This window comes from Pseudomonas putida (genome assembly GCF_050990305.1).
Classification (GTDB): Bacteria; Pseudomonadota; Gammaproteobacteria; order Pseudomonadales; family Pseudomonadaceae; genus Aquipseudomonas; species Aquipseudomonas putida_AH.
On the sequence record NZ_CP158817.1, the window covers coordinates 1,341,308 to 1,357,946 of the forward strand.

The window sequence follows — 16,639 nt, forward strand, 5'->3', positions numbered from 1 at the left end:
AACAGGCAACAAAGCCCCGACTGGTTCGGGGCTTTTTATTGCGCGCAAGAAGGCTGTCTCCTGATGGCGAGGCGGTCTCGGGTTTGTCGTCGTGCGTTGTAAGTCTCGGCTTACTCTTTCGTAAGTGTTCGTTATTTTTACGGGGTGGCAGTCCGCTGTTAGTGCTCAATTGAATCTATAACTACATGAAAAATAAGTAATATTTTTTAGATTAAAAGCATGTGACAGGCAGTTCCGCCCCGGAAACTCAGTTGCTCTCCGTGGGGATCGCATTAGTATCTGGCTTGTGTCGACGGATAGACACACCCTTCAAGGACGAGGGGGAAAGGACATCGCAGGAAGCGATTCATCAGGACGATGAAAAGGAACACAGGGAATAGGGAAAAAATGTGGGCGGGTCAAACCGCCCCTTTTTTTTGGAAGAACAAAAGATCGCAGCCTTCGGCAGCTCCTACACAGTTTTGTACTTGTAGGAGCTGCCGAAGGCTGCGATCTTTTGAGTTTAATCCTGAAAAGCAAAAAGGCCCTTGTGGGGCCTTTTTCGGGAACGCGGGGGTGATCAGCGTTCGAGGTGTTCGATCTTGCCTGGCTTGCCGTCCCAGTCAGCAGAATCCGGCAGGGGATCCTTGCGTTCAGTGATGTTTGGCCAGACCTCGGCCAGTTCCAGGTTCAATGCGATGAAGTTTTCCATGCCAGCAGGGACTTCATCTTCGGAGAAGATGGCCACGGCAGGGCATTCAGGTTCGCACAGTGCGCAGTCGATGCACTCATCCGGGTGAATCACCAGGAAGTTCGGGCCTTCGTAAAAGCAGTCCACCGGACAGACTTCTACGCAGTCGGTGTACTTGCACTTGATGCAGTTGTCGGTGACGACGAAGGTCATTTCTAATTTTCTCCTCAGGCGCGGCTTGCTGCGCCCCTTCACGTAGGGGTCGCAAGGTTTGGGAGCGATAGTCTGCTGGCCAGGCTAAAAGCCAGCAGCATCCCAAACCGCGCGAGATTCTAACAGCTTGCAAGCCTATGCGTTAGATCCGTGTCTTTAGTGTATAGAGCATTTCGAGTGCACGACGCGGTGTCATGTCGTCCAGATTGAGCTTGGCCAGTTCATCGAGTACCGGATGCGGCAGGCTGGCGAACATATCGCTCTGTTGTGGCGCGGCCGGTTTGCCTTTGGCAGGTTTGGGCGCCTCATGGGGTAGGGCGGTGTCTTCCAGTCGGCTCAAATGTTCACGGGCGCGCACGATCACTTCACTCGGCACGCCGGCCAACTGTGCCACTGCCAGGCCGTAGCTCTGGCTGGCAGGTCCCGGCAGCACGTGGTGCAGGAACACGATGCGTTCGTTGTGCTCGGTGGCGTTGAGGTGAACGTTGGCTACCAGCGGTTGGGCTTCCGGCAGCACTGTCAGCTCGAAGTAGTGGGTGGCGAACAGCGTATAGGCGCGCAAATGCGCCAATCGTTCTGCCGCCGCCCAGGCCAGGGACAAACCGTCGAACGTGCTGGTGCCGCGTCCGACCTCGTCCATCAGCACCAGGCTGCGTTCGGTGGCGTTGTGCAGGATGTTGGCGGTTTCGCTCATTTCAACCATGAAGGTCGAGCGCCCACCCGCCAGGTCATCACTGGAGCCGATCCGGGTGAAGATCCGGTCGACCAGCGACAACTCACAGCTGGCTGCCGGCACAAAACTGCCGATGTGTGCCAGCAGTACGATCAGTGCGGTCTGGCGCATGTAGGTGGATTTACCGCCCATGTTCGGACCGGTGATCACCAACATGCGGGTGTTGTCATCAAGGCTCAGGTCATTGGCCACGAATGGCGTGGTCAGCACCTGCTCAACCACAGGGTGACGGCCCTGGCTGATACGCATGCACGGTTCGCTGACAAAACGCGGGCAGTTCAAATCGAGGTTGAGCGCACGCTCGGCCAGGTTGCTGAGTACGTCCAATTCGGCCAATGCGGACGCGGTGTCTTGCAGCGGTGGCAATTGTGCGATCAGGTCTTCGAGCAGCGCTTCGTAGAGCATCTTCTCCCGGGCCAGGGCACGGCTCTTGGCCGACAACGCCTTGTCTTCGAACGCTTTGAGTTCTGGCGTGATGAAGCGCTCGGCGCCCTTGAGGGTCTGGCGGCGGATGTAATCAGCCGGTGCCGACTCTGCTTGCTTGCTTGGCAACTCGATGAAGTAACCGTGGATGCGGTTGTAGCCGACCTTCAGGTGCGACAGGCCAGTGCGGGCCTTCTCCCGGGCTTCGAGATCGATCAGGAACTGCCCGGCGTTTTCGCTCAGCGATTGAAGTTCGTCGAGTTCGCTGTCGTAACCCGTTTTCAACACTCCACCGTCGCGGATCACCGCTGGCGGGTTGTCGATAATGGCTTTTTCCAGCAGCGCGGCCAGTTCCGGGTAAGTGCTGGTAGTGACCGCCAGTTGTTGCAGGTGTGGAGCTTCAAGCTCAGTCATCGCCACTTGCAGTTCAGGCAAGGCGCCGAGGGCATCGCGCAGGCGAGCGAGATCACGTGGACGCGCATTGCGCAGGCCGATTCGAGCGAGAATCCGCTCGATGTCGCCGATTTCCTTGAGTTGGGGTTGCAGCCTTTCGAATCGATAACCGTCGAGCAGGCACGAGATTGAGGTCTGGCGTGCCAGCAAAACGTTCAGGTCTCGCAATGGACGATTGAGCCAGCGAGTCAGCAAGCGGCTGCCCATGGCGGTCTGGCAACGGTCCACGACTGATTGCAGCGTATTGTCACGACCGCCGGAGAGGTTGGTGTCCAGTTCCAGGTTGCGACGACTCGCACCGTCCAGTACCACCGTATCGTCCAGGCGTTCATGGCGCAGGCTGCGCAAATGCGGAAGGGCGGTGCGCTGGGTTTCTTTCGCATAGGCCAGCAGGCAACCGGCGGCGCCAATAGCCAGGGTCAGGTTTTCGCAGCCGAAACCTTTGAGGTCCTGGGTGGAAAATTGCTGGCAAAGACTTTTCAGCGCCGAATCACGCTCGAAATCCCACGGAGCACGGCGACGAACCCCACGGCGTTTTTCTGCCGGCAAGTCTTTCGGCCAGTCATCCGGTATCAGCAGTTCCACCGGATTGACCCGCCCCAGCTCAGCCAGCAGGTTTTCCCAACCCTTGATTTCCAGCACGCTGAAGTTGCCACTGGTGATGTCCAGTACCGCGAGACCGAACAGGCGCTCGTCACCCAGCACGGCTGCGATCAAGTTGTCCCGACGCTCATCCAGCAGCGCCTCGTCACTCACCGTTCCCGGCGTGATGATCCGAACCACCTGGCGTTCGACCGGGCCTTTGCTGGTGGCAGGGTCGCCGACCTGCTCGCAGATCACCACCGACTCGCCGAGTTTCACCAGTTTTGCCAGATAGCCTTCGGCAGCGTGATAAGGAATCCCGCACATCGGAATCGCCTGGCCGGCCGACTGCCCGCGAGCAGTCAGGGTGATGTCCAGCAGCTTGGCAGCCTTCTTCGCGTCCTCATAGAAGATCTCGTAGAAGTCACCCATGCGGTAGAACATCAACTGGTCCGGGTGCTGGTTCTTCAGGCGCCAGTACTGTTGCATCATCGGCGTGTGGGAGGAGAGGTCGGAAACGGCTTTATTCATTGGGGATCGGAAAACTCGTTGAAAGGTGTGGGGCAAAGGTGGGGCATCGGCCCGGCTTTTCCGCGATGGGCGCAAGATTAACATGGGCGGTCTGCCGGACGCAGGCATGAACGCTATATGGTCCGCGGGTGTTGCTTTATGCGCTTTCCATGCATAACTGCATTTGTTTTCTGCGGGAAGAACAAGCACTATGCGCGTTATGCAAAAACGCAATGTTTCTACCGTCTTAAGAGCGCTGCTCGATCAACACGGGATCTCCCCCACGGAGCTTCACCGTCGCACGGGCGTGCCTCAATCCACGCTCTCGCGGATCCTCAGCGGCAAGATTGTCGATCCTTCGGATAAACACATTTCAAAAATTGCAGAGTACTTCGCCGTGAGTACTGACCAGTTGCGCGGCCGAGCAGGCGTCGCGCCGACGGCGGGTGGCGGGCGCGATCAAGTGCATTCTGAACTCAAGGACATAAGTCTGTGGGATGACGATACCCCCATCGATGACGACGAAGTATCAGTCCCCTTTCTTCGCGAGGTTGAATTGGCTGCGGGATCAGGAAGATTCGTCATCGAAGAAAGCGAGCGCTCTAGCCTGCGTTTTGGCAAGCGCAGTCTGCGCCATAACGGGGTGCAGTTCGATCAGGCAAAATGCGTGACCGTGCGGGGCAACAGCATGTTGCCGGTGCTGCGCGACGGCGCCACCGTGGGGGTCAATGCCGGCAAGTGCGGGATTGGCGACATCATCGATGGCGATCTTTATGCGATCAACCACAATGGTCAGTTGCGAGTGAAGCAGCTTTATCGCTTGCCGACCGGCATTCGTTTGCGCAGCTTCAACCGCGATGAACATCCGGACGAGGACTACAGCTTCCAGGAAATGCAGGAAGAACAAATCGTCATCCTCGGTCACGTCTTCTGGTGGGGCATGTACGCCCGTTAACCTCACCCCTGTCAGATAAAACCCGCCAGCAGGCGGTTTTTTTTCGCCTGGCAAACGCTGTCATCGCCTTTGTTTACAAGTGTTTCATGCGCTAGCGCATTCTGTGTGACTATATAAATGCATTAATGCATTGATTAAATATGCGTTAATGCATACTCTTTGTTTCAAGCCACGCAGCAAAGCGGCTCGAAACGAAGCTCTTTAGTCCCACCCAAAAAGGCAGCGATGAACCGGCCTCAACGGTTTAGAGGGTAGGCAATTGCCCCGGGTGTGCAGCGTAAAGCACCACAAGCAGTTATTTGGCGGGTGGGGGCCGCGGTCGGAAGAACAATTTGAATGAGCCCACCGCGCCAATAGCACCGAAAGGTCGACTACATATTTCGCCCCAGGGCGAAGGGCTGCATTACTGAAAAGCCGGGCCTGCACCGGGCTTTTGGGAATGTCGGGTTACCGTCAGGCCCTCAAGAGACAAGGTTTGATCACACCTATCATTCTTCAATCACCTGGGAGGCACGTGACATGACGAGCGAGCAACAAGCGTTACTGGACATGCCAATCTGGTTACCTCTCGTGCTCGCCTTGATGGGTGGGGTATCTGGCGAAATGTGGCGTGCCGACAAGGAAGGTGCTCGCGGTTGGTCATTGCTGCGGCGCCTGGCTCTACGTTCCGGAGCCTGCATGATTTGTGGGATCTCTGCGTTCATGTTGCTGTATGCCGCCGGTATGTCTATTTGGGTGGCCGGCGCGTTCGGTTGTCTGACTGCAATGGCCGGCGCTGATGTCACCATTGGCCTTTATGAGCGTTGGACGGCCAAGCGAATTGGCGTGGGGGAAGTGTTGCCACCTGACTCTCGTCCGGATCAATAGCTAGTACGCCAACTCTTCTGTCGTTCCTTCGCCTCCATCTGACACATAGTCCAGCCTTCGGGGGCGACATAACACGATGCAATTACATGGCTCATCCTCGCAGGTTGGGCCTGTAGTCTCGTCTCACCTAATTATCGCCGGAGCGAGCGATGCATCTCACCGAGCAGCAGTTACTCAAGATTTTCCCCAACGCTCGCTCCCAAGCGGGCGTCTTCATTTCCGCCCTCAACGACGCCATGACTCACCACAACATCAATACACCCAAGCGCATCACGGCGTTCCTCGCCCAGGTGGGCCACGAATCGGGACAGTTGCAATACGTCCGTGAGCTGGGCAGCGATCAATATTTGAGCAAATACGATACCGGTGCGCTCGCTTCGCGTCTGGGTAATACACCGGAACCCGACGGCGACGGCCAGCGCTATTGCGGTCGAGGCCTGATCCAGATCACTGGTCGTAACAACTATCGCCAATGCAGCCTCGGGCTTTTCGGCGACGAACGTCTGTTGACGTTGCCTGAGTTGCTGGAGCAACCGCAGTGGGCGGCCGAATCCGCTGCGTGGTTCTGGGAACAGAATGGCCTTAATGCACTGGCTGATCGTGATCAATTCAACAGTATCACCCGCCGTATCAACGGCGGGCTGAACGGACTGCAGGATCGCTTGCAACTCTGGGCGCGGGCGAGGGCGGTGTTATGCCAGCCTCCGGTCTGATCCTGGCGACTTAAGCGGTTTTTGTGTTCGGTTGCATTACCGGACGTGTCAGTAGGTGGTCCGGTAGCGCTGGCAGAGCAGTCCGGCATAGGTGAGGGCGCTGATCCGCTAACATTTTGATCGACCCTGTAACTTGCAAGCGCGATGCGCTCGTGTACGGTAGGTCTTATTCCGCCCCGACAGGAGATGACCGTGAAAGTAATCACCCAACTGGCCGCTGACCTTGGCAGGCAATTGCAGATGCTCAACGCCCATGTCTCCACGGCCGAGTCTTGTACCGGTGGCGGGATCGCCGAGGCCATTACCCGTATCCCCGGCAGCTCGGCGTGGTTCGAAGCCGGCTATGTCACGTACTCCAATTTGCAGAAAAACCTGCAACTGAATGTCCCGGTGGAATTGTTCACTACGGTGGGGGCGGTCAGTCGCGAGGTGGTCGAGGCCATGGCCAAGGGCGCACAGGACAAAAGCCGTGCGTTTTTTTCCGTGGCGGTCAGTGGTATCGCCGGGCCGGATGGCGGCTCGCCGAGCAAACCGGTCGGCACGGTCTGGCTGGCCTGGGGCGTGGGTGAGCGGGTGTATAGCGAGTTGCAGCACTTTGCCGGTGATCGCGACGAGGTTCGCCGACAAACGGTGAAGGCCGCGCTAGAGGGGTTGCTGCGCTATACCGCGGCAGAAATCTCAAATCAGGGGTAGGCGAGCCTCCAGCGCTGTGGAATAATACTGGCTACTTATACAGGTGTTGGCCGTCAGGCCTTATTGATTACGTGAGGACTTTAATGGACGACAACAAGAAGAAAGCCTTGGCTGCGGCCCTGGGTCAGATCGAACGTCAATTCGGCAAGGGTGCCGTAATGCGTATGGGCGATCAGGACCGTCAGGCGATCCCATCCATCTCCACTGGCTCTCTGGGTCTGGACATCGCACTGGGCATTGGCGGTCTGCCAAAGGGCCGCATTGTTGAAATCTACGGTCCTGAATCTTCCGGTAAAACCACACTGACCTTGTCCGTGATCGCCCAGGCTCAAAAAGCCGGCGCGACTTGCGCGTTCGTCGATGCCGAACACGCCCTCGACCCTGAATACGCCGGCAAGCTGGGCGTCAACGTCGACGACCTGCTGGTTTCCCAGCCGGACACCGGCGAACAAGCCCTGGAAATCACCGACATGCTGGTGCGTTCCAACGCGGTTGACGTGATCATCGTCGACTCCGTGGCAGCGCTGGTGCCAAAGGCTGAAATCGAAGGCGAAATGGGTGACATGCATGTGGGCCTGCAAGCCCGCCTGATGTCCCAGGCGCTGCGTAAAATCACCGGTAACATCAAGAACGCCAACTGCCTGGTGATCTTCATCAACCAGATCCGTATGAAAATCGGTGTGATGTTCGGCAGCCCGGAAACCACCACCGGTGGTAACGCGCTGAAGTTCTACGCCTCGGTTCGTCTGGACATCCGTCGTACTGGCGCGGTGAAAGAAGGTGATGAAGTCGTCGGTAGCGAAACCCGTGTCAAGGTTGTGAAGAACAAGGTGGCATCGCCGTTCCGTCAGGCCGAGTTCCAGATTCTTTACGGCAAGGGTATCTACCTCAATGGTGAGATGATCGATCTGGGCGTTCTGCACGGCTTTGTCGAGAAGTCCGGTGCATGGTATGCCTACAACGGCACCAAGATCGGTCAGGGCAAGGCCAACTCGGCCAAGTACCTGGCGGATAACCCGGATGTTGCCGCAGCACTCGAGAAGCAACTGCGCGACAAATTGCTGTCCCCGGCAGCAGTAGCAGACTCCAAGGCTTCTGCGGTCAAAGAAACCGAAGACGATCTGGTCGACGCTGATATCTGATTGATCCGATGACCGCCGTACTCGATACACTCGTCGCGGTGCGGCGAACCGCAATGGACCTGCTCGCGCGACGCGAGCATGGTCGAGTCGAGCTGACGCGTAAACTGCGTCAGCGCGGCGCTCTCCCCGAAATGATCGAAACAGCACTCGACCGATTGGCGGAAGAGGGTTTGCTTTCTGAATCCCGTTACCTCGAAAGCTTCGTTTCCTACCGTGCCCGTTCTGGTTACGGCCCGTTGCGTATACGCGAAGAACTGAGTCAGCGCGGACTGCAGCGCAGTGATATCGAGTTCGCCTTGCGCGAGAGCGGTATCGACTGGCAGGCCCAATTGGAAGACACCTGGCGACGCAAGTTCTCCGGGCAGTTACCGATAGATGCGCGGGAGCGTGCCAAGCAAGGCCGGTTCCTGGCGTATCGGGGATACTCCATGGAAATGATCAACCGCTTGTTCAGTGGTCGGGGAATGGACGATTGACTGAAACGGCTCGCTATTTCGATAGCGGGCCGTTTTTTTTTGCCTTACGTAACCTTTGAGGGCTCCCGCGTGCGTTGCTGCGTCTGGGGTTGGGTGTGTGCCCAGTTTTCCGGCAGGTTGATGTAGTCCACCAACTCTCGCAACCGGCCATGGTCGCGGGCGTTGAACGCGAAGGACAGTCTAGCCAGGTGACTGAACTGCGCTTCATCGTGTTCCTCTCCGCTGTAGGCATGCTGGTGAAATTGGTCGCTCAGGCACAGGTCGGCGAATGCCTCTTGCATGTGTTCGAGCGCCTTGTCACTGAGCTTATGGTTCATGCGAATCAAGAACTGATGCTTGAGCCAGCGGCTGGAGTGGAAGTTGCTGTAGAACTGGTTGATGTGTTCGACAGCGTCCTCGGCGCTGTAGACCAGCCTGACCAGTTTCATGTCAGTGGGAAGGATGTAGCGATTCTCCTCCAGTTGCTGATGGATGAAGTCCAACGCCCCTTGCCAGAATTTGCCACCCGGAGCATCGAGCAGAACCACCGGCACCAGCGGGCTTTTGCCGGTCTGGATCAGTGTCAGCACCTCCAGCGCCTCATCCAGAGTACCGAAGCCGCCTGGGCAAAGTACCAGTGCATCGGCTTCCTTGACGAAAAACAGCTTGCGGGTAAAGAAGAAGTGGAAGGGCAGTAGGTTGGTCGTACCGTTGACGGTGGGGTTGGCGTGCTGCTCGAACGGCAGAGTGATGTTGAAGCCCAAGCTGTTGTCTCGTCCGGCACCTTCGTGGGCCGCGGCCATGATGCCACCACCGGCACCGGTAATGACCATCATGTCTGAGCGTGTCAGCGCGGCACCAAGCTCGCGGGCCAGCGCATACAGCGGATGTTCTATGGGGGTGCGGGCGGAGCCGAACACCGTGACTTTGCGCCGGCCCTTGAACTGTTCCAGCACACGGAACGCGTGCTCCAGTTCGCGCAAGGCCTGCAGGGTGATCTTGGCATTCCAGCGGTTGTGGTCTTCCTGGGCCATGCGCAGCACGGTCAGGATCATGTCACGGTAGATGGGGATATTCGGGCTGTTGGGCGAAACAAGGTTGAGTTGTTCTTCGACCTTGCTGATGAGGTCGTGGCCGCTCTCTTGAAAATGACGGCTCAGGAGATCATTCGGTTGGTAAGGCATTCAACTTCTCCTTCTGCACAGAACCCTCGGCCCCGACAAAACAAGCGTCGACACCACGACACTCCTGTGTCGCTGTCTGCCCAAGCCCATGCCTGGGCGATCACTTGACCCGAATGGTCATCGGGTCATCCATACGGGCTCTGCTTTTCCCTTGGGTGAAAGAAACGTTCGCATAACACAACACGTAACGGGCAGCTCCTTTCCTGCCCTGAAAAATGAACATGGGTACCCTGAAATCTAGACCCTCGCAGTGATTTGCGCTTGCTTGATCATTGCGCCGCAAAGTCTTTCCTGGCAACCGCTTATTGATGATTTGCAAGGTGGTTTCACCGCTCGTCTGAACGCACGCCACCCGTCCTGCACTCTGATTTACTAAATTACAGGCAACAAACGACAACTTCGCGTCAATGGCAGGACGCAGGGTACCGGCGGTAGAAGGATTTATCGCTCAACAAGAGCGAGGTGCAAGGAGGCGGGAGTCATGGCCAGAGTCATTCTGGAAATAGAGATCGATACGCAACTGTATCGATTGCTGAAATCATCAGCCGAGACCAATCATGTGAGTCTCGAGGAGGAGTGCTGCCGACGTCTGGAAGGGTCAGAGCTGCGCTCACGTTACCTGCAGGCATTGTTGGCAGATCTGCGCGCCGAGGATGAACAGCGACGCGCCAAATCCCGATAGTTACTTCTTCTTCACCGGTGCGGCTTTCGGGCAGTCCGATTCCTGGAAGCTGGCCGAGCCGACTGCGCGATTGGTTTTCACCTCGGTGAAGTCGTAGCGCATGATCGCGCCCTTCTTCATCAGCTTGCGGTAGCCCTCGTTTCTGCACACGGAGGCGCCAAGCTGAAAGTACACTGCCTTCGGATCGGCCCGCATCTGCTGGGCGTGGCTGCTCTGCACGCTCAGGTGGTTGATCAATGTCTTGCCTTCGACGGTATAGCCCTGGTCAAGAATGTCTTCATTGATCGCCCGCGGCGTACCGACACTGCTTTGTGCGGCGACGTTTTGCAGCTCTCTGTTCAGATTCTGCTCACTCAGGGACGCAGCTTGAGCAGTGAAGGACGACGCCAGCAGAATGGCAGCGGTGGGAACGATAAGGCGCAGCATGAAACTCTCCTGGTTCAGTGACTGGTGCTTCGACCCGTCACGTGACTGTGCGTTCAGTGGCGGCGAATTATAGGGGAGCCCGACTGGACGGTACAGGTTTGTGCCAATCGCTCTGGTAAACTGCCGGCCTTTACTGCCCTGAGTGCTATTCGTGTCGAGTTTCCCTGTCTGCTGGTGTTGTCCACGATGAACCATGCTCCCAACGCCGTAGCCCGCCTGCGCGATCAGCGCGAAGATGAGGGCATCAAGCCGATTCAGGCCCGAGGCTGGCGCGCCCCTCGTTGCCGTGCCTGCCGTGTGATCGAGAGCCATTGCCTGTGCGCCTGGCGCCCACAGGTCGAGACTCGCTCCGGGGTGTGCTTGATCATGACCGGCAAAGAAGTGTTCAAGCCGAGCAACACCGGTTGGCTGATCGCCGACGTGGTGCGTGATAACCATGCATTCATCTGGTCCAGGACAGAAGTTGATCAGCAATTGCTGGCATTGTTGTCCGATCCGCAATGGCAGCCCTACCTGGTATTTCCCGGCGAATATGTCGAGCCTGAGCGTGTAACCAACAGCGTCGCCGTGGACAGTGCCCGGCGGCCGCTGTTCATCCTGTTGGACGCGACCTGGACCGAGGCCCGGAAGATTTTCCGCAAAAGCCCTTATTTCGATGGATTGCCGATCCTCAGCCTGCTGCCCGAAAAACTCTCCCGCTATCAATTGCGTCGATCAACCCGCAGCGAACACCTGTGTACCGCAGAAGTCGCGGCGCTGTGCCTTGATCTGGCGGGTGATGTGCAAGCAGCAACGGCACTGGATGCCTATTTCGATGTGTTCAGCCAGCACTACCTTGACGCCAAGCGGCAGTTGGACATGAACGTTGAAACCCCGGCACATGCAGAGTTACTGCCCTTTGTGCCGAACGCCGCCACTGTCACGGGTTGATTGTCGCCCATACTGCAAAAGACTGTGCTGGCCATGTGGCTTGACCACCCCGGCTCCGCTGGGCATGCTGGGCGCCGATTGGGGCGCGGCCAAAGTTTGATACGCCGTGTGTATTGGTGTTGAGCGTGCCCTGTGGGTGCCGCTGTGTGGCTGCACCTCGAGTTGTTTGAAGAACAGGATCATTTGAAAAATGGCCACATACGAAATCCTGATTGCCGATGATCACCCGCTATTTCGTTCTGCCTTGCATCAAGCGTTGACCCTGGGTCTTGGTCCGGATGTCCGTTTGGTCGAAGTGGCGAGCATTGCCGAACTGGAAGTCCGCCTGACTGAAAAGGCCGACTGGGATCTGGTGCTGCTGGATCTGAACATGCCGGGTGCTTACGGTTTTTCCGGGCTGGTGCTGTTGCGCGGCCAGTATCCGCAGATTCCGGTGGTGATGGTCTCGGCCCAGGAAGAAGCCTCGGTGATGGTCAAGTCCCGTGAGTTCGGCGCCAGCGGTTTCATTCCCAAGTCCAGCGACCTGAGTGTGATCCAGAAAGCCGTGCGTGCCGTTCTGGATGGCGACGTGTACTGGCCACCGCAGGCATTCGAAGCGGTCAGCGTTTCCGATGAAGCCAAGGCGGCCAGTGAGGGCCTGGCCAGCCTGACACCCCAACAGTTCCGTGTCTTGACCATGGTCTGCGAGGGGTTGTTGAACAAGCAGATTGCCTACGAATTGGGTGTGTCCGAAGCGACTATCAAGGCGCACGTGACCGCGATTTTCCGTAAACTGAATGTGCGAACCCGGACCCAGGCGGCGTTGCTCCTGCAACAACTTGAGTCAATTTCGAGCCACTGAGGGTTGGCACCTTCACGCTTTTTTGACTTTGGTTAATCTAGCTTTCCCACTTCTTTTTTGGTCAGTTACCTACTCTATGTCCCCTTTCAAAGGCCAGACCGGCCTTAAACGCATCCTCAATGCCTCCGGCTATTCCTTTGATGGCCTGCGTGCCGCTTTTACCGGCGAAGCCGCTTTCCGGCAATTGGTGTTGCTCAACGTCATCCTGATCCCCTTGTCATTCTTCCTGAATGTCAGCCGTGTCGAGCAGGCGTTGCTGATTGCGGTCTGCCTGTTGGCCTTGATTGTCGAGTTGCTCAACTCGGCGGTGGAAGCGGCCATCGACCGCATCTCCCTGGAGCGGCACCCGCTGTCGAAAAATGCCAAAGACATGGGCAGCGCCGCGCAACTGGTGGCATTGACCATGATCGCGCTGGTGTGGGCTGTGATCCTGCTTTAAGCAATCGCGGGCAATACGATCTCGTCGCTGCGCTGGACCCCGGCGGTGAAAGCGCGGCACAGATCGAGAAACTCACGCATTGCTGACGTCTGGTACTTCTGTTTGTGCCAGATGAAGTAAAACTGCCGGGCCAGGTCCAGATCCGGCGTCTCTACCGGCACCAGGCTGCCGCGACGGAACGCATCGCGTAGCGCCAATCTCGAGATACAACCAATCCCAAGACCGGACTCCACCGCGCGCTTGATCGCTTCGGTGTGCTCCAGTTCCAGGCGAATGTTCAGCGCGCGATGGTGATGGCGCATGGCCTGATCGAACGTCAGCCGCGTGCCCGAGCCTTGTTCACGCAGAATCCAGGCTTCGTGGCTCAACTCGTCCATGGTGGCGGTGCCGCGTCGGGCCAATGGATGCTGGGGGGCGCAAAACACCACCAGCTCATCTTCGACCCAGCTCTGCACTTCAATGTCCGGGTGGCTGCAATCGCCTTCGATCAGACCTAGATCAATTTCGTAGTGGGCTACTTGCTGCACAATATTGGCAGTGTTCTGCACATGGAGCTTTACCTGGCTTTCCGGGTGGCGCTGCATGAAGCCGCCGATCAACAGGGTTGCCAGGTAATTGCCGATGGTCAGGGTCGCGCCAACGGCCAATGAGCCGAAGCCGGACTTGCCATTGAGCAGGTCTTCGATTTCCTTGGCCTGATCAAGCATGGCCACCGCTTGCGGTAGCAGCTGTTTGCCGAGCGCGTTGAGGCTCAGCCGTTTCCCGGCGCGGTCGAACAGCTGGCAGCTGGACTGGCGCTCCAGTTCGGTGATCGACGTGCTCGCCGCCGATTGCGACAGATTGAGCAGGCCCGCGGCGCGTGAGACGCTTTCCTGCTGGGCGACGGCGACGAATACTTGAAGTTGACGGAGAGTAAATCGCATATCGATATAACCGATAACCCTTATCTTAATAATCCATTTAACAGATATTGTCACTGCTATTAGAATGCGATGCAATTGCGCGCCGTTCATAGAGTGCGGAGCATGCGCAGACAATCTCCAGGAGTCCCCGTACATGAGCAACATGAACCACGAGCGTGTCCTCAGTGTTCATCACTGGAACGACACTCTGTTCAGCTTCAAGTGCACCCGTGATCCGGGCCTGCGCTTCGAGAACGGTCAGTTCGTGATGATCGGCCTGCAACAGCCCAACGGCCGCCCGCTTATGCGCGCTTACTCGATTGCCAGCCCGAACTGGGAAGAGCATCTCGAGTTCTTCAGCATCAAAGTGCCTGATGGTCCCCTGACTTCCCAGTTGCAGCACCTGAAGGAAGGCGACGAGATCATCATCAGCAAGAAGCCTACCGGCACACTGGTGCTGGATGATTTGAAGCCTGGCAAACATCTGTACCTGCTCAGCACCGGTACTGGCCTGGCGCCGTTCATGAGCGTCATCCAGGATCCAGAAACCTACGAGCGTTTCGAAAAAGTGATCCTGTGCCACGGCGTACGTTACGTCAACGAAGTCGCTTACCGCGAGTTCATCACCGAGCACCTGCCGCAGAACGAGTTCTTCGGCGAAGCGCTGCGTGACAAGCTGATCTACTACCCGACCGTAACCCGCGAGCCATTCGAGAACGAAGGTCGCCTGACCGACCTGATGCGCAGCGGCAAGCTGTTCAGCGACATCGGTCTGCCACCGATCAATCCGCAGGACGACCGCGCCATGCTGTGCGGCAGCCCGAGCATGCTCGACGAGACCAGCGAAGTGCTCAACAGCTTCGGTCTGAAAGTTTCGCCACGGATGCGTGAGCCGGGTGACTACCTGATCGAGCGTGCGTTCGTCGAGAAGTAACCGCAGGTCACTTGATCGCATTAAAGAAAAGCCCCCATTGACTGATCAGGCAATGGGGGCTTTTTTGTGTCTGAGATGTTCCCTTGTAGGAGCTGCCGCAGGCTGCGATCTTTTGATTTTTAAAAGCAAGATCAAAAGATCACAGCCTGCGGCAGCTCCTACAGGTTGGATACGGGGATGACTTCGAGGACTCGGATCGAATGTGGCGTGGGATAGTGCCAGCGCACATCCAGATCCCAAAATTGCGCGCCATATTCCCGCTCCGGGACGGGCGTCTGATAAGCCGGGCGCGGATCTTGCGCCAAACACTGCTCAATCAGCTCAACCAACGGCTCTGCAAGGCGCTGAGCGTGCCTGTGAGCCTGTTGCAGGGCGCTGTCGGTCCACTGCACGGGAATCAGCTGCGGCGCGGCGCTGGCGATGCTATTGGAGGCGCTGTCGATGATGTCGGCGTAAGGCACGTAGGGTTTGATATCGAGAATCGGCGTGCCGTCCAGCAAGTCGATGCCGGAGATCCACAGGCGATTGGCTTCGACCTTGTCCAGTTTGACCACCGACTGGCCAATACCGTTGGGGCGGTGGGTGGCGCGGGTGGCAAATACACCCATGGATTTGTTGCCGCCTAGGCGAGGCGGGCGGACTTTCAGGCGGGGTTTTTCTTCCAGGGCCTGGTGAAACAGAAACAATAGCCAGACGTGACTGACCTGCTCCAGCCCCTGCACGGCATCGCCTTGATCGAACGGTGCCACCAATTCCAGTACACCGCGCGCGGCCGGGGCCAGTTGCGGTTGACGAGGGATGGCGAACTTCTCCTTGAAACAGGAGCGTACGAAGCCGATGGGGGAGACGCTGTAGGTCATGGTGGGCGGTCGAGGCGGGTAAGGGGCGGGCATGATAACCCGATCGACCCGGGTTCAGTTGTGCCTGTGCTGGCCTCTTCGCGGGCAAGCCCGCTCTACACATATGGTGTGAACTCAGATGATCCCTGTGGGAGCGTGGCTTGCCCGCGATGGCCGCGCCGCAGATTTCAGAGACTGAACCCCCCATCCAGCGGAATGATATTCCCGGTCATGTAAGCCCCCGCCGTACTCGCCAGGCTGATCGCCAGCGCTGCCATTTCCTCCTCGCGGCCCCAGCGCTTCATCGGGATCAGCGCTGTGTCCTGCGCCAATGCCTGTTCATCATTGCCGATGTGTTGGGTCATTTTGCTCGCAAAGCGTCCCGGTGCGATCACGTTGACGTTGATGTGTTGGCTCACGAGTTCCCGCGCCAGAATCCGTGACAGTTGATGCAAGGCCGCTTTGCTCGGTCCGTAGGCATACGCCTGTTCACCAAAGGATGAAATTCCGGCCACCGAGCCGATGTTGATGACCCGTGCCGGATTCGCCGCAGAGCCGGCCTTGCGCAGCAGTGGCAGGAATTGTTGTATGCAGTTGAAGACAGACGTCACGTTGAGCTGCATAACCTTTTCCCACCCCTTGATCGGGTAGTTCTCCAAGGGCGCGCCCCACGTGGTGCCGGCGTTGTTGACCAGGATGTCGAGATGGGGGATCTGCTCGCCCAGGCGCGCGGCCAATTGCAGCACGCCTTCTTCGGTGGCCAGGTTGGCCGCCACGCCGTGGCAACGTCCAAACTCCGAGAGTTCATCAGCGGTTTGCTGGCAGGCTTCGGCATCGCGGGCGCAGACGTACACGGTAGCGCCCGCCTCAACGTAAGCCTTGGCGATCATTTTGCCGATACCACGGGTGCCGCCGGTCACCAGTGCGGTGCGGCCTTGCAGGGAAAAGTAGGGATGCATGGCGAGTCCTGAGAACTGAGGGTCTCTACACCCTAGTCGTCAGCCGCCGGAAGCGGAGCCACTATTTTTACGAGGAATGGGGATTCATACAGCA

18 protein-coding genes are annotated in these 16,639 nt (G+C 57.8%); 11 read left to right on the forward strand and 7 right to left on the reverse strand.

Annotated features, from left to right (window positions below):
* Positions 1 to 559 precede the first annotated feature (559 nt).
* Together fdxA and mutS are read right to left on the reverse strand one after the other, a co-directional pair.
* Entirely contained in the window at positions 560 to 883 is a 324-nt protein-coding gene (gene fdxA / locus ABTV22_RS06175; RefSeq protein ID WP_433739036.1) for a ferredoxin FdxA, read from the reverse strand.
* Between the two features lie 142 nt (positions 884 to 1,025).
* Positions 1,026 to 3,605, reverse strand: a complete 2,580-nt coding sequence (gene mutS, locus ABTV22_RS06180; protein ID WP_433739037.1) for a DNA mismatch repair protein MutS — start codon at positions 3,603 to 3,605, stop codon at positions 1,026 to 1,028.
* A 199-nt stretch (positions 3,606 to 3,804) separates the two neighbouring features.
* On the opposite strand from mutS, the gene ABTV22_RS06185 reads away from it, so the two are divergent.
* From ABTV22_RS06185 to recX, 6 genes are all read left to right on the forward strand, one after another.
* Entirely contained in the window at positions 3,805 to 4,539 is a 735-nt protein-coding gene (locus ABTV22_RS06185) for a LexA family transcriptional regulator (RefSeq protein WP_433741319.1), read from the forward strand.
* A gap of 519 nt (positions 4,540 to 5,058) precedes the next feature.
* Positions 5,059 to 5,406 (forward strand): phage holin family protein, encoded by a 348-nt coding sequence (locus ABTV22_RS06190; protein ID WP_433739038.1) that lies wholly within the window; start codon positions 5,059 to 5,061, stop codon positions 5,404 to 5,406.
* Between the two features lie 149 nt (positions 5,407 to 5,555).
* Positions 5,556 to 6,119 carry a glycoside hydrolase family 19 protein gene (locus ABTV22_RS06195; RefSeq protein WP_433739039.1) on the forward strand — a complete coding sequence of 188 codons (564 nt, stop codon included), beginning with the start codon at positions 5,556 to 5,558 and terminating at the stop codon, positions 6,117 to 6,119.
* A gap of 192 nt (positions 6,120 to 6,311) precedes the next feature.
* Complete coding sequence (locus ABTV22_RS06200) at positions 6,312 to 6,812, forward strand: CinA family protein (protein ID WP_433739040.1); 501 nt, start codon at positions 6,312 to 6,314, stop codon at positions 6,810 to 6,812.
* 83 nt (positions 6,813 to 6,895) lie between these two features.
* Positions 6,896 to 7,954 (forward strand): recombinase RecA, encoded by a 1,059-nt coding sequence (recA, locus tag ABTV22_RS06205; protein WP_433739041.1) that lies wholly within the window; start codon positions 6,896 to 6,898, stop codon positions 7,952 to 7,954.
* An 8-nt stretch (positions 7,955 to 7,962) separates the two neighbouring features.
* Positions 7,963 to 8,430, forward strand: a complete 468-nt coding sequence (gene recX / locus ABTV22_RS06210; RefSeq protein WP_433739042.1) for a recombination regulator RecX — start codon at positions 7,963 to 7,965, stop codon at positions 8,428 to 8,430.
* Between the two features lie 44 nt (positions 8,431 to 8,474).
* Here recX and ABTV22_RS06215 read toward each other — a convergent pair whose 3' ends face one another.
* Positions 8,475 to 9,593 carry a TIGR00730 family Rossman fold protein gene (locus ABTV22_RS06215; RefSeq protein WP_433739043.1) on the reverse strand — a complete coding sequence of 373 codons (1,119 nt, stop codon included), beginning with the start codon at positions 9,591 to 9,593 and terminating at the stop codon, positions 8,475 to 8,477.
* A gap of 481 nt (positions 9,594 to 10,074) precedes the next feature.
* On the opposite strand from ABTV22_RS06215, the gene ABTV22_RS06220 reads away from it, so the two are divergent.
* Positions 10,075 to 10,275, forward strand: a complete 201-nt coding sequence (locus ABTV22_RS06220) for a hypothetical protein (RefSeq protein ID WP_433739044.1) — start codon at positions 10,075 to 10,077, stop codon at positions 10,273 to 10,275.
* Here the strand turns inward: ABTV22_RS06220 and ABTV22_RS06225 are convergent, their stop codons facing one another.
* Positions 10,276 to 10,701 carry a PA3611 family quorum-sensing-regulated virulence factor gene (locus ABTV22_RS06225; protein WP_433739045.1) on the reverse strand — a complete coding sequence of 142 codons (426 nt, stop codon included), beginning with the start codon at positions 10,699 to 10,701 and terminating at the stop codon, positions 10,276 to 10,278. It lies immediately after the preceding gene.
* A 186-nt stretch (positions 10,702 to 10,887) separates the two neighbouring features.
* Here ABTV22_RS06225 and ABTV22_RS06230 point away from each other — a divergent pair, with 186 nt between their 5' ends.
* The 3 genes from ABTV22_RS06230 to ABTV22_RS06240 all read left to right on the forward strand — a co-directional run bounded on the left by ABTV22_RS06230 (position 10,888) and on the right by ABTV22_RS06240 (position 12,911).
* Positions 10,888 to 11,631, forward strand: a complete 744-nt coding sequence (locus ABTV22_RS06230) for a tRNA-uridine aminocarboxypropyltransferase (protein WP_433739046.1) — start codon at positions 10,888 to 10,890, stop codon at positions 11,629 to 11,631.
* A 190-nt stretch (positions 11,632 to 11,821) separates the two neighbouring features.
* Positions 11,822 to 12,472, forward strand: coding sequence for a response regulator transcription factor ErdR (erdR, locus tag ABTV22_RS06235; protein ID WP_433739047.1), 651 nt, complete (start codon positions 11,822 to 11,824; stop codon positions 12,470 to 12,472).
* A gap of 76 nt (positions 12,473 to 12,548) precedes the next feature.
* Complete coding sequence (locus tag ABTV22_RS06240) at positions 12,549 to 12,911, forward strand: diacylglycerol kinase (RefSeq protein WP_095197038.1); 363 nt, start codon at positions 12,549 to 12,551, stop codon at positions 12,909 to 12,911.
* On the opposite strand, the gene ABTV22_RS06245 is transcribed toward ABTV22_RS06240, so the two are convergent.
* Positions 12,908 to 13,834: a LysR family transcriptional regulator gene (locus ABTV22_RS06245; protein WP_433739048.1), complete on the reverse strand. Its 927-nt coding sequence runs from the start codon at positions 13,832 to 13,834 to the stop codon at positions 12,908 to 12,910. The genes ABTV22_RS06240 and ABTV22_RS06245 overlap by 4 nt on opposite strands.
* Before the next feature lie 133 nt (positions 13,835 to 13,967).
* Between ABTV22_RS06245 and fpr the strand changes: the two genes are divergently transcribed.
* Positions 13,968 to 14,747 carry a ferredoxin-NADP reductase gene (gene fpr / locus ABTV22_RS06250; RefSeq protein ID WP_003443014.1) on the forward strand — a complete coding sequence of 260 codons (780 nt, stop codon included), beginning with the start codon at positions 13,968 to 13,970 and terminating at the stop codon, positions 14,745 to 14,747.
* A 158-nt stretch (positions 14,748 to 14,905) separates the two neighbouring features.
* On the opposite strand, the gene tsaA is transcribed toward fpr, so the two are convergent.
* Complete coding sequence (tsaA, locus tag ABTV22_RS06255) at positions 14,906 to 15,607, reverse strand: tRNA (N6-threonylcarbamoyladenosine(37)-N6)-methyltransferase TrmO (RefSeq protein ID WP_433739049.1); 702 nt, start codon at positions 15,605 to 15,607, stop codon at positions 14,906 to 14,908.
* A gap of 167 nt (positions 15,608 to 15,774) precedes the next feature.
* Complete coding sequence (locus ABTV22_RS06260; RefSeq protein ID WP_433739050.1) at positions 15,775 to 16,545, reverse strand: SDR family oxidoreductase; 771 nt, start codon at positions 16,543 to 16,545, stop codon at positions 15,775 to 15,777.
* Positions 16,546 to 16,639 lie beyond the last annotated feature (94 nt).

Excerpts from the sequence above, each read along its gene's own strand:
- fdxA (WP_433739036.1), bottom strand. The coding sequence starts at position 883 with ATGACCTTCGTCGTCACCGACAACTGCATCAAGTGCAAGTACACCGAC.
- mutS (WP_433739037.1), bottom strand. The coding sequence starts at position 3,605 with ATGAATAAAGCCGTTTCCGACCTCTCCTCCCACACGCCGATGATGCAA.
- ABTV22_RS06185 (WP_433741319.1), top strand. The coding sequence starts at position 3,805 with ATGCAAAAACGCAATGTTTCTACCGTCTTAAGAGCGCTGCTCGATCAA.
- ABTV22_RS06190 (WP_433739038.1), top strand. The coding sequence starts at position 5,059 with ATGACGAGCGAGCAACAAGCGTTACTGGACATGCCAATCTGGTTACCT.
- ABTV22_RS06195 (WP_433739039.1), top strand. The coding sequence starts at position 5,556 with ATGCATCTCACCGAGCAGCAGTTACTCAAGATTTTCCCCAACGCTCGC.
- recA (WP_433739041.1), top strand. The coding sequence starts at position 6,896 with ATGGACGACAACAAGAAGAAAGCCTTGGCTGCGGCCCTGGGTCAGATC.
- recX (WP_433739042.1), top strand. The coding sequence starts at position 7,963 with ATGACCGCCGTACTCGATACACTCGTCGCGGTGCGGCGAACCGCAATG.
- ABTV22_RS06215 (WP_433739043.1), bottom strand. The coding sequence starts at position 9,593 with ATGCCTTACCAACCGAATGATCTCCTGAGCCGTCATTTTCAAGAGAGC.
- ABTV22_RS06220 (WP_433739044.1), top strand. The coding sequence starts at position 10,075 with ATGGCCAGAGTCATTCTGGAAATAGAGATCGATACGCAACTGTATCGA.
- ABTV22_RS06225 (WP_433739045.1), bottom strand. The coding sequence starts at position 10,701 with ATGCTGCGCCTTATCGTTCCCACCGCTGCCATTCTGCTGGCGTCGTCC.
- ABTV22_RS06230 (WP_433739046.1), top strand. The coding sequence starts at position 10,888 with ATGAACCATGCTCCCAACGCCGTAGCCCGCCTGCGCGATCAGCGCGAA.
- erdR (WP_433739047.1), top strand. The coding sequence starts at position 11,822 with ATGGCCACATACGAAATCCTGATTGCCGATGATCACCCGCTATTTCGT.
- ABTV22_RS06240 (WP_095197038.1), top strand. The coding sequence starts at position 12,549 with ATGTCCCCTTTCAAAGGCCAGACCGGCCTTAAACGCATCCTCAATGCC.
- ABTV22_RS06245 (WP_433739048.1), bottom strand. The coding sequence starts at position 13,834 with ATGCGATTTACTCTCCGTCAACTTCAAGTATTCGTCGCCGTCGCCCAG.
- fpr (WP_003443014.1), top strand. The coding sequence starts at position 13,968 with ATGAGCAACATGAACCACGAGCGTGTCCTCAGTGTTCATCACTGGAAC.
- tsaA (WP_433739049.1), bottom strand. The coding sequence starts at position 15,607 with ATGACCTACAGCGTCTCCCCCATCGGCTTCGTACGCTCCTGTTTCAAG.
- ABTV22_RS06260 (WP_433739050.1), bottom strand. The coding sequence starts at position 16,545 with ATGCATCCCTACTTTTCCCTGCAAGGCCGCACCGCACTGGTGACCGGC.